This is a genomic window from Rufibacter latericius, assembly GCF_003721515.1.
Lineage (GTDB): Bacteria > Bacteroidota > Bacteroidia > Cytophagales > Hymenobacteraceae > Nibribacter > Nibribacter latericius.
Genome location: NZ_RJJD01000013.1, coordinates 1 through 12377 on the forward strand (window position 1 = coordinate 1; position 12377 = coordinate 12377).

10 protein-coding genes are annotated in these 12377 nt (G+C 48.5%); 8 read left to right on the forward strand and 2 right to left on the reverse strand.

The window, feature by feature from the left end; translation table 11 throughout:
* Window positions 1-665: hypothetical protein (locus tag EFB08_RS16715; protein WP_227006376.1), on the reverse strand; the 665-nt coding region annotated here is incomplete at its 3' end.
* Between the two features lie 172 nt (window positions 666-837).
* Window positions 838-1944: a hypothetical protein gene (locus EFB08_RS16720; protein WP_123128117.1), complete on the reverse strand. Its 1107-nt coding sequence runs from the start codon at window positions 1942-1944 to the stop codon at window positions 838-840.
* Window positions 1945-2200: 256 nt separating this feature from the next.
* Between EFB08_RS16720 and EFB08_RS16725 the strand changes: the two genes are divergently transcribed.
* From EFB08_RS16725 to EFB08_RS16755, 8 genes are all read left to right on the forward strand, one after another.
* The gene (locus EFB08_RS16725; protein ID WP_123128118.1) at window positions 2201-5671 is read left to right on the forward strand and encodes a class I SAM-dependent DNA methyltransferase; all 3471 of its coding nucleotides are present in this window, start codon (window positions 2201-2203) and stop codon (window positions 5669-5671) included.
* 281 nt (window positions 5672-5952) lie between these two features.
* Complete coding sequence (locus tag EFB08_RS16730) at window positions 5953-6306, forward strand: toxin (RefSeq protein ID WP_123128119.1); 354 nt, start codon at window positions 5953-5955, stop codon at window positions 6304-6306.
* Window position 6307: 1 nt separating this feature from the next.
* On the forward strand, window positions 6308-7312 hold the full coding sequence (locus EFB08_RS16735) for a type II toxin-antitoxin system antitoxin SocA domain-containing protein (RefSeq protein ID WP_123128120.1): 1005 nt from the start codon (window positions 6308-6310) through the stop codon (window positions 7310-7312).
* 817 nt (window positions 7313-8129) lie between these two features.
* Complete coding sequence (locus tag EFB08_RS23560; RefSeq protein ID WP_165864936.1) at window positions 8130-8303, forward strand: hypothetical protein; 174 nt, start codon at window positions 8130-8132, stop codon at window positions 8301-8303.
* Between the two features lie 78 nt (window positions 8304-8381).
* The gene (locus EFB08_RS16740) at window positions 8382-8954 is read left to right on the forward strand and encodes a toll/interleukin-1 receptor domain-containing protein (RefSeq protein ID WP_123128121.1); all 573 of its coding nucleotides are present in this window, start codon (window positions 8382-8384) and stop codon (window positions 8952-8954) included.
* Window positions 8955-8960: 6 nt separating this feature from the next.
* Window positions 8961-10394, forward strand: coding sequence for an SIR2 family protein (locus EFB08_RS16745; RefSeq protein ID WP_123128122.1), 1434 nt, complete (start codon window positions 8961-8963; stop codon window positions 10392-10394).
* 3 nt (window positions 10395-10397) lie between these two features.
* Entirely contained in the window at window positions 10398-10889 is a 492-nt protein-coding gene (locus EFB08_RS16750; protein ID WP_123128123.1) for a TIR domain-containing protein, read from the forward strand.
* A gap of 659 nt (window positions 10890-11548) precedes the next feature.
* Window positions 11549-12331 carry a recombinase family protein gene (locus tag EFB08_RS16755; protein WP_125077767.1) on the forward strand — a complete coding sequence of 261 codons (783 nt, stop codon included), beginning with the start codon at window positions 11549-11551 and terminating at the stop codon, window positions 12329-12331.
* Window positions 12332-12377 lie beyond the last annotated feature (46 nt).

Here is a 12377-nt window from a genome sequence, read left to right on the forward strand (position 1 = left end):
TACAGCAAAGAGATGTCCAGACAGTTGGCGAGTTTATGCGCGAAGATGGTGTCACACATCCTGACGCGCTGCCCGGTTTCCTCAAAGCTGGCGGGTACGCTGCAGTACACCAACTGCAATTCGGCCACGGCCTCGTAGAGCGCGGCCATCTGTTTCCGGACCCTGTCGGGGTTGCGGCTCTGGTATTCATTGAAGGAGGGATCTCCCGTCCATCTCTCCAAAATAGGGGCGGCTCTTCTGATAATCTTCAGCACCTCCGCATGGTTGGGGGTGATGAAGGCGGCTACCATTTCGGGTAGGATGGCCGCCCCGCCCCACTCATCATAGGCCAATACGGAAACCGGGTAATTGCCGGTAAAGAGAGGCTCACTTCCCGCGGAAACGGTGAGGGTGAAAATCCCGGACACCCGCTCTGACAGATTGGATAAATAGGGGGCAGACACCTTCAAATGGACGGTATCCACTTCAAAGCTTTCCCCAGCTTTCAATACATCCACCTGATGCTCCCAGGCCATGGCAAACTCTGGTTCACTGGTGATACTGATAGTAAGACCCTTCAAATCAGTCTCACTGGTGTTTCTTAACAAAAGTTTCCGTACCACTGAAACGTGGTTCTGCTGCATGGCGAAGTTGACGGACGGGGAGTATATGAATTCAGTTTCCAAAGGAGTTGTTGATTTGATATTGGATATAGACTATTAAGGTAGTTTTTTTCATTCAGAAATGCACGAATAGAATAAATCTAATCTACTTGATTCCAAGTTAGAAAAGGGAAAAATATCTTTGAACCGCCCAGAGGTAGAGCTAAGAAAAACCAAGCAGTCGGATCAGCCGCGGTCACCTGGTGAAAGGCATTTTCTTTACGCTCACGGTTGGGTTCCTATACCTTCTGACCTCATAGACTGGGGTGACGGTGGCTTGCTTTTGGATGACTTCCCTATACCTTTTCCGAAGGACGATGGCCACGATTTTCACCGTCACATTAATGTCATTATAGGTGTTGTCGTTGTGCAAACCCAAGTAGAAGGTCCCTTGCAGCGGGGACTCCCTTCTCCCGAAACCTGAAACCCCGTTCCCATTGTCAAAGTACCGGAACCCTCCCTTGTCGAAGGACTGGAGGAAGGTCTGGGCACTGCCGGGGTCCTGCATGAAATAGTAGTGCACGTTGCTGCCGGCGTTCCCGGTGGGCAGAAAGCTCAGCTGGTTCAGCGCCAGCCCGATAAGGGGATTGCCTGACAGATGCGCCAAACTTCCGAGTGCCTGCAGGTACTTCGCTTTATTGGCCTCAAAGGCCAAGTGTCCTTCCTGTCCCACCCCGATCCAATAGGCCCATGAAAGAACCTCCGAGGTCTCTAGGGGGGTTGCCTTGTTAGTAGGCAGGGTAACCATCAGACGGGATTCGCTCGGTTTCCCGACCGTCAGTTGGGCGGCCACCTGCTCAACTTTGCTGATCAGTTCCTGCGCGACGGTGTCCACTTGGACCAGCTCCCTTTTGTTGACGAAGTGGTAGACGGTGTCGTACCGCACGAGCTCCTGCTTGGACGAAATAACATAGGAGGTATCGGCCACCTCCCGCCAGGCTACCTCCGGGTTGAAGCCTTCTGTCTCCTCCCTGTCCGGCCTCCGGCTGATCCGCACCTGGCATACCCTGCTAACCAAAGAAGAGTTGGTGAACCGGAACAGGTACACCGTGCGCCTGTTCACTTTGATGGCTTTGGTAATGTTGGTTACCTGCAGGCCGGAATACTTGACGGTGGAAGGGTATTCTATTACCTCCACCTGCTTCATCCCTTTGCGAGACGGGTCCGAGAATTCCAGGAGGAGCTCGTCTCCGGCCTCAAACCCGTAGTACACTTCTTGGGTCTCCATGCCTGGCACTTTGATGGATAGCTCCGCCACTTCAATAGGCGCCCGCTGAGCCTTGGCATATTGGAATAAAAACAATAATATTAGGCAAATCAGGGATAAGCGCCTCATTTGGATGATTCTTTCATGTATGATGCCTCACTAGGCAATGATACAAGATATCCTTTTCCCTCTATATTTAAAGACTTAGATATAAAACAAATGGTAATATTATCGGCAGAGTTAGATAATCTTTCTAGAGACAGGGATAAACACTCTATTTAGAGGACTGTTTATTTTAAATTATAATTAAGGCTACCCGCATCAACCACAGGACCTATTCTGCTCAACTTATATGTCTCTATTCCTACAACCCACTACTGAACAGTTCATCTCCCGTTGGAAAGCCTCCGGCGCCTCCGAGAGGGCCAATAACCAGCTTTTCCTTACGGAACTGTGCGAACTATTAGGCGTCGAGAAACCCAGGCCCGCCTCTGACAAGGTGCACGAGGCCACCTACACCTTCGAGCGGCCCGTGGTGTTTGACGACGGGGAGGGGAGGACCAGCACCAACTTCATCGACCTCTACAAGAAAGACTGCTTCGTGCTGGAGGCCAAGCAGGGCAGTGACAAAGCCATCGTAACCGAGGCTGAGCTGCTGGGACTGGGGAAAGTGAAAACCAAGACCGGTACAGCCACCCGCGACACCCGCACCTGGGAGCGCGAAATGAAGAAGGCTAAGGAACAGGCCCTTCGCTACGCCCGCTCCCTACCCGCCTCGGAAGGATGGCCGCCGTTTCTAGCCGTGGTGGATGTGGGCTACTGCATAGACCTGTACGCCGACTTCGCCCGACAGGGCAAGACCTACGTGCCGTTCCCGGATCCTATCAGCTACCGCATTACCTTGGAGGAGCTGCACCGGCCCGAGGTGCAGGAGCGGCTGCGGCTGCTCTTCACTGAGCCTTTGGAGCTGGACCCCAGCCGCCGTGCTGCCCGAGTTACCCGTCAACTGGCCGAGCGGCTGGCCAAGCTGGCAAGTTCGTTGGAGGGCGCCGGACACACACCTGAGCAGGTGGCCGGTTTCCTGATGCGCTGCCTGTTCACCATGTTCGCCGAGGATGTGCAGCTGCTCCCAGACCAGTCCTTTACCAAGCTGCTACAAGACTACCGCCATAACCTGCAGCACTTCCCAGATGCGCTGTGGGCACTTTGGCAGAGTATGGATAGAGGTGGTTTTGACCCTGCCCTGCGCACCACCATTCCGCAGTTCAACGGCTACCTGTTCAAGAACCCGGAGGCCTTGCCCGTCACCGAGGCACAGTTGGAACTGCTCATCCAGGCCGCCGAGGCCGGTTGGGCCGACGTGGAGCCCGCCATCTTCGGGACGCTGCTGGAGCGAGCCCTGCAACCCCGGGAGCGCCATAAACTGGGGGCCCACTACACACCGCGCGCCTACGTGGAGCGCCTGGTCATGCCCACTGTCATCGAGCCGCTGCGCGAGGAATGGGAGGCGGCCCGCACTGCCTCGGCAATTTTAGAAGACGCAGGCGATGAGGCCGGCGCCCGCAAGGAGATTGAGAATTTTCACCGGCGGCTGTGCTCGGTGCGGGTGCTGGACCCGGCCTGCGGCAGCGGCAACTTCCTGTACGTGACCCTAGAGCACCTCAAGCGGCTGGAGGGAGAGGTGACCGAGTACCTAGCCCACTTCCCGGGACAGCAAACCTTGGACATGACGGGCGGCTACACCGTGACCCCGGCGCAGCTGCTGGGGTTGGAGGTGAACCCACGCGCGGCGGCCATCGCCGACGTGGTGCTCTGGATCGGCTACCTGCAGTGGCACTTCAGGGCGCACGGCCACGCCCAGCGCCTTAGCAACCCCATCCTGCGCGAGTACGGCAATATTAAACAGCAGGACGCTGTGCTGAGCTACTCTGAGCGCGTGCCACGCCTGGACCACCAGGGCCAGCCCGTCACCCGCTGGGACGGCCACTCCACCAAGCTGCATCCGGTCACCGGACAGGACGTGCCTGACGAGACCGCCCGAACCGTGGTCTACGACTTCCTTAACCCCCAGCCCGCCTCCTGGCCCGAAGCCGATTTCATAGTAGGCAACCCGCCGTTTATTGGCGATAAAGCAATGCGGGGTGCTTTAGGTGATGGTTATGTAGATGCACTAAGAAAGGCATATAAAACTATTGTACCTGAAAGTGCTGATTTTGTGATGTTCTGGTGGCATAAAGCCGCGGAAGTTGTGAGGAAAACTAGAGCAGAACGGTTTGGCTTTATTACCACGAATAGCTTAAAGCAGACATTTAATCGTCGCATAATTCAAGAGCATCTTGAGGCAAGCAATGGATTGTCTATTGTCTATGCAATACCAGACCACCCATGGGTGGATAGTGTTGATGGTGCTGCCGTTAGAATAGCAATGACTGTAGCTGAGATTGGTCCATTGGTTGGAAGATTGAGCAAAGTAATTGATGAACAAGATAGTGATAATGAGAAGCTTATTTCTTTCAATGAAAGTATTGGAAAAATCCATGCAGATTTATCTATTGGAGCTGAAATAACTTCTGCAGAATCATTGAAGTCTAACCAGTCAATTAGCAGTTTTGGAATGATGCTGGCTGGGTCAGGTTTTATTGTGACAGAAGAAGAAGCCAAATCTTTAGGCTTAGGGATTAATCCAGAACTCACTGATAGGATAAGGCCTTATAGAAACGGGAAAGACCTAACTTCAACTCCAAGAGGCGTTTTTTTAATAGATATGTTTCCCTTAACTGTCGAAGAAGTTCGCATAAAGTTTCCTGAGGTATATCAACATCTTTATACCAAGGTCAAGCCTGATAGAGATTTAAATAATAGAAAAAGTTTAAAAGAAAAATGGTGGCTTTTTGGCGAGTGTCGCCAAGGGTTGAGAGCATCACTTAATAAGCTGAATCAGTATATATCTACACCTGAGACAGCTAAACATCGATTCTTTGTTGCCCAAGATATTTCAATTCTTCCTGATCATAAATTAGTCAACATCGCCCTTAGTGATTTTTATAACCTTGGAGTTCTTTCAAGTAAAATCCATGTTCTTTGGGCAATGTCTGCCGGAGGGCGATTAGGAGTAGGAAATGACTCCGTATATAATAGTACCCGCTGTTTCCAAACTTTCCCTTTCCCAGCAGCCACCGAAGTTCAGAAGGAGCAAATCCGCAGCCTCGCCGAACAGCTGGATGCGCACCGCAAGCATCGGCAGGCGCTGCACTCCACGCTCACCATCACAGACATGTACAACGTGCTGGAGAAGCTGAAGGCCGGGGAGGCACTCACCGTTAAAGAGCAGAAAACGCATGAGCAGGGGCTGGTGAGCATTCTGCTGCAACTACACCAAGAACTAGATGCTGCCGTGGCCTCCGCTTACGGCTGGCCGGCTAACCTGCCTAATGAAGAAATCTTAGTACGATTAGTGACCCTCAACAAAGAGCGCGCTGCAGAAGAAGCCCGCGGCTTCACCCGCTGGCTCCGCCCCGAGTACCAGAACCCTCAGGGCACCCAGCAGGCAGACACAGGCATAGAGGTATCGGTCAAAGCAGCCAAAGCCACAGCCAAAGAGGTACTGGCTTGGCCCAAGACCCTGGTTGAGCAAGCGCAGGCCGTGCAGCGCGCCCTGAACCTGCACGAGCGCCCCGCGACCGCTCAGGATTTGTACCGGCAGTTCAAACCCGTGGCCAAAGGCCACCTGCCCCAGCGCCTAGAACAGATAGACAACCTCCTTCAAACGCTTCATGGACTAGGGCTGCTGCGCAAGACCGAGCAAGATCAGTACATCAGATGAGTTTTTTTCCTGCTATAATTATGATGTAGTTGGAAGGGGTGAACCAAACCTGAGCGCCCATCACCGGGGTTCCAAAGATATAACATGGCAATAAGCAGGTCTCGATCTACCCTTGGGATGTAAATGCTTTAAGATCTACTCTAAAGATTATGAGGTCAGCTTAACAGGAATTTCATGAATTTGACAATTCAACTTTCTAGTTGATTATAAATTAAATTTTAACATCAATTAAACTACAAAGTTGAATATAGCAACTATGTTACTTATCTTTACGTTAAAGAATGGCAAGTAGGGAAGAGGTAAGGCGGTTCCTCAACGATTTCCACGCAAAACTGGGCGTGTTCAATATCCTCTTCAGGGATGATCGGGGGAAAAATAGCAAGACTTTGCTTGCATTGGAAATTACCCCGGCAAGCAGGAGGAAGATCATCGAAGAGCTTGAGGTTATCGACTACAGTGAAGGCCCCTTGGAGGACACGCTCTACGATGTAGCCCCTATGTGGGTGTTCGGGAAAAATGTAAAAAGGGAGGAGGTCTATATCAAAATTTCCATGGGCAGGCCTAGCTCCAATGTGATCTGTATTTCATTTCACTTGGCTGAGAAGCCAATGGTTTACCCTTTCAAAAGTAAATAAGATGCAAAGCCCAATAACAGGAAAAGAGATGAAGTTGGAAATGGAAGCGACTAAGCTGCCATTTCGCAAGGAGGAATTTGAGGTGATGTACCACTATTATGTGTGCGAGGAGAGCGGGGAGCGGTTTACGGATGATGTGCTCGATACGCTCAACCTGAACCAAGTGTACAACCTGTACCGGGAAAAGTACGGCATCCCGTTCCCCGATGAAATCAGGAGCATTCGGGAACAGTATGGCGTATCGGCCAGCAAAATGTCCCTCATCTTAGGCTTTGGGGCAAATCAGTACAGGCTCTACGAAACAGGGGAAATTCCCTCCGTCGCCAATGGTCGCCTGATCCTAGCCATCAAAGAGCCTGAGGATTTTATCAAGCAGGTAAAGCTAAGCGAGCACTACCTGAATGAGGGAGAGGTTGCCAAGATCGTGCAGAAAGCTGAAAGGATCATTCAGCGCAACAATAATAATATCTGGAACTATCAGCTCACGATGCAAATCACTCACGGTGAGTCACCCAGCGCCTACTCGGGGTACTGCAAGCTGGACTTTGCCAGGGTGGCCAAAATCATTTCCTATTTTGGTCAGGCTTTCGAGGTTAACAAAACCAAGTTGAACAAACTGCTTTTCTACGCTGACTTTGGCCACTACAAGCGCACAGGACGTTCTCTGACCGGACTTGAGTACCGGGCTATCCAGTACGGCCCGGTGCCTGCCGAGTACGATAAGTTATATATGAAGCTGCAGGAAGATGGATTGATCGCTGTTTCCCAGAAGGTAGTGAAAGATTACACGGCAGAGATTTTCAAAGGGGTCGTTCCGGTTGAGGAGGCAGATTTCAATGGTGAGGAGTTGTCCGTATTGGAAAGGGTAAGGTCTTCTTTAGGACACCTTTCCACCTCTGACCTCGTGCACATTAGCCATGAGGAATTTGCTTGGACAGCGAACGAGAAGGACCGGAGCCTAATTAACTACCAGGATCACGCATTCCATCTCCAACACTTCCATTGAGGAGCATGAGCTTGATTCAAATCCAATGTTAATTATTAGGAGAATTGCGGAAGGCAGTTAGGGGTGGGTGCACAGAACGTCGCATCTCTAATATCTTCCCATAGGCGAAGTCAGCCTCCACACGTAAGGGTAAAATGACATTATGACTGAATTGTTTCTGTCATTGATCTTGCAGATCAATGACAGAATGGCCTTAAACTACAGATTAATATAAAATATGACTATATACAGCTTTCCTATATTATTGGCATACTGATTGAGATACAAAAAAGACCAGCTATCTATATTAGGAGTATAGACCGCTGGTCTCAATAGGGCCAGAATCCGCCAAGATTCTGAGGTGAAGTGAGTACTTCTGTTGTTCTGAACGCAAAAGTAACATAATTATTGTTACACGCAATTCTCCAGAATTCTTCACGCGGCCTCGCCAGCCTGCCCTCCCGGCGATTTTTCATCTAAGGTATTGGTGCCACTTATCCGCACTCAAGGGAACGCGTCTGCCCCTACGGCAAGCCAGACGGAGACATCAAACCATTAATGAATGAGATAGAGTTTCGAAAAAACATAACACATCACTGGCCGCTCCAAGTCATAATGACTTGGAGCGGCCAAAGGATTCCGTTACATGGGATAGTTGCGTCCGAACTTGACCGCAGCAGCTCCCTGTCTGGAGGAGGCATGTCCGGACCTTTCCAAAAAATCACGAGCAACGCATACCTGTTAGCTCCTTCCGTGGCATAGGTTGCCAATGAAAGGGATGCGCCAAGCTGGGCTATGAATAAATGAATTGACAAAGCTATCTAAACCATTCCATTTTATGGCAACCAATAAACCTGCCGGAGACGGCCACAGAAACGGAGCGGTGAGACAGCGCTCCCAGACCTACAATCCCCAGAGTGATCAATGGGTCAAAAGAGACACCCAAACTGGGCGCTTCATGGACCAAAAATCTGACGGCAACCCTTTCAAGGGAGTAAGAAAGGAGAAGTAATCTAAATTCAAAGCCAAGGAGTCACAATTGCGACTCCTTGGCCTTTTATTGTTCAATCTAAAACAAACTCAATATTATATGGCAATTATCAATGCCACTTCGCTGATTAGTTTCAGAAATCAAGTCCCTTACACAGAGAGAACAAGGTTCATGAGCCGAAAAGACCGGCTGTTTGAGGCAAAGCAACATGGGGCTGTTACTGTCTTTTTGTCCCATAGTCATAGTGATGCAGAAGGCAACAAGGAAGTATTTGAAGGAGCAATCTCTTTGCTCTCTGCACAGGGGGTAGAGGTATATGTAGATTGGCTTGACGATAATATGCCAAAAGTTACGGATGCATCAACAGCAACAAAATTGAAAGAAAAGATAAAATCTAACAAGAAATTCGTGCTTTTAGCTTCCCCTAGCGCAATTTCCTCTAACTGGGTTAACTGGGAATTAGGCCTAGGAGATGCTGCAAAGTATTTAGAGCATATAGCTCTATTCCCCTTTGTATCTAATGGGGGAACTTGGAAAGATGCAGAGTACTTACGCATCTACCCTTATATAGAAAAAGCGAATATGTACTTGCCTGACTCCGCTAAGGACAACTATATAGTAAGATTCCCAAATGGCACGTCTCAAAGTCTTTCTTCTTGGCTTAGAAAATAATACTCTATGAAACATGAACATGAATTATTTATCAAAGATTACCTCAAGAAACTGAATGATAACTCAGCAGCAATCTTTGCGGGTGCCGGCCTCTCCGTTTCTGCCGGTTTTATCAATTGGAAAGAGCTATTAAAAGACATAGCCCTCGAACTGAAGTTGGATATCGAAATCGAGTACGACTTGATTTCCCTTGCCCAATATCACGTTAATGAGAAACGCAATGATAGCTTCTTGAATAAGAAAATAATCGAAGAGTTCGCGGAGAGAGCTGAACCAACTGAGAACCATAGAATATTGTCCCGTTTGCCAATATCGACATACTGGACCACTAATTATGACCAACTAATCGAGCAGACACTTAAAGATTACCAGAAGATAGTTGATGTAAAGTATACCCCATCTCAATTGACTACTAACCGGAATAAGCGGGATGCTGTGGTTTACAAGATGCATGGGGACGTGGATCACCCATCCAAAACTATCCTCACTAAGGATCAATACGAGAAGTACTACAAGACACATGCTCCTTTTATCACAGCCTTAAGCGCTGATTTGGTTACCAAGACTTTTTTGTTTATTGGCTTTAGCTTTACGGATCCGAACTTAAGCTATGTTTTAAGTAGATTAAGGTCAGGCCTTGACGATGAAGTTAACCACCATTATGCCTTTATAAAGAAGGTAGTAAAAGGAGATAAAGGTAGTGAGTCAGATGCTGATTTCATGTATAATCAGCGTAAGCAGTACCTAATGTTGGAAGACTTAAAACGGTACGGCATACACGCAGTAGAGGTAGATACTTACGAGGAAATAACAGAAATCCTGTCTATTATAGAGAAACGCTATAAGCAGCAAACTGTTTTTATATCTGGCAGTGCAGAAGAATACGGAGAATGGGGAAAAGACAAATCTTTGGACTTCGTCCATAATCTGAGCAAAGCATTGGTAAAAAACCATTATAGAGTTGTTAATGGCTTTGGTTGGGGAATAGGAAGTGCAGTAATCAATGGAGCTCTAGAGATGATTTATGAGCAACCTCTGAGGTATACTGAAGATCAGCTCACTATTAGGCCTTTTCCACAACTGGAGACAGGCAAGCATAAATTACCTGCACTATGGCATCAATACAGGGAAAGGATGATCAGCTTTGCTGGTGTGTCAATCTTTTTGTTTGGAAACAAGCTAGAGGAAGGTACCATTATAAATGCAGGAGGAGTTAGGAAAGAGTTCGAAATTGCTTTCGAACAAGGTGTCATTCTAATTCCAATTGGGGCTACAGGTTACATGTCCAAAGAATTGTGGGATGAAGTACTGCTCAACTTTGATAAGTATTATTCAGGCTATTTAGAAATTAGAAATCATGTGGAAGCACTCAAAGATTCGGAGCCAGATAAAATTATAAAAACAGTCGTAGAAATATTATCCATTATCAACAAAAAATAAAGAATGGCCAGAAGAGTATTTTTTAGTTTCCACTACACAAATGACAGTTGGCGGGTAAGTCAAATTAGAAACAGTTGGGTCTGTAAGCCTGAGGGTGATGCTCAACCATTCCTGGATAAAGCTGAATGGGAGCAAATAAAACGTAAAGGTAAACAGGCAATCAAAGATTGGATAGACGAGCAGATGAAGGGATGTGGTGTTACCTGCGTGTTGATTGGGGAACAGACTTCTCAGCGCCCTTGGGTTAAATATGAAATTGAGAAGAGCCACAATGAAGGAAGAGGGCTCTTCGGAATTTATATTGATGGCATGTTGGATCAAAGTAAGGCAAGAGGATTGAAAGGAGTTAACCCTTTCGATAACTTTTATATTGAGAGAAACGGAAAAGAGGTGCTACTTTCAGAAATTTACCCTGTCTATCATTGGATTAATGATAATGGCCGTGAAAATATAAGTAAATGGATCGAAAAAGCAGCGAAAGCAGCTGGAAGATAAGTAAATAGTTGTCTTAAATAGAGAGCATTAGATGATCCTTTTTGTAAGTATATTTTGAAGGTAATAAGAAGCGGTCGTTTAAGATCCTTGAACAGCCACTTCTTATTTATTTTAGGGTTTCAAATCTTTTTATTATATCTTAATTGACTAATTATAATAATGTAATTATCAAAATAAATATAGACAGTTTTACAAATCAGGAACTTACCTTATAAGAATCTAAGGTGCCGAACAATTAAGCATAAAAGAGCCGTGCAGCTATTAAAGTTGGACGGCTCTTTTATGCTAACGAAAAATCAACCATCCTAAAGCGCAAGCAGTTGGTAGGCCGTGCTCAAAATGCACATGTAAGCAAGTTATAAAAAAGTCCTCTTTTCATCTTTTCCCTTCTCTTAATCTCCACTAGAATCTAATATCCACCGCCAAGGTGTTGGGAACCCAGCAAGAGGCGTAATGCAGCAGGCAGGGAAACAACTTCCGACTTAGATCCAGTTCACTCCCAAACCCAATTTCTGCTCGGGGATTTAGGCAGCCTACCCCTACGAAAATCCTCTATATGATTTGATATTTCATAGAGACTATCTATATGTAAATGTTCCACGGCTATTTAAAAAAACAAGGACGGTCGTTCTTGCCTTTTTAAATCCGATGCGTTTCCTTTGGGAAGGAAAATTCACCTACTGGAACTTACCGAAACCGCTATGAAGGCTATCGAATATTACCGGGTCAGCACCCAGCGGCAGGGGAACTCGGGCCTGGGGCTTGAGGCGCAGGAGGCGGCAGTGCAAGCGTACCTGGTCTCCGTGGGGGCCGTCTCCATCGCCCGGTTCGTCGAGATCGAGACGGGCGGCAACAAGGACCGGATCTCGGCGGGCGCCTCGCCGAACCTGAGCACCCTGCTTCGGAAAAGGCCGGTCTTGCAGGAGGCCATCCGCCTGGCGCAAAAAGAGGAGGCCACCATCCTCGTGAAAGAGGCCTCCCGGCTTACCCGCTTCTCCCTGCTGATGAATTACCTGATTGCCTCCAACATCCGGTTCCGGGCGGCCGCCAACCCCAACGACGATGCCTTGATGCTGCGCATCAAGACGGCGCTTAACGAGGAGGAACTGATCAAGGTCAGCGAACGCACCATCGCGGCCCTGAGCAGCCGGAAGAAGAGGGGGCTTTCCTTGGGGAATGCTGCCAACTTCACCGACCAGAGTCGGAAGCTGGGCAGCCGGAAGATGAAAGAAATGGCCCGGCAGAACATCGAAAACTACAAGCTGACGAAGATAATCCTCGCTGACCGGCGGCAAGGCATGACCCTGCAGCAGATCGCCGATGAGCTGAACCGTAACGGGGTCACCACCGTTCGGGGCAAGAAGTTCTACCCCGCCACCATCAAGATGTACCTGGCCCGGGCGGAACAACCTGAGCCGCTGGCTGGCCGACAGGAGGCTTGATGGGGTTAAAGCGGAGCCTACCCTAAGGGCAGGAACCTAAGCCTTG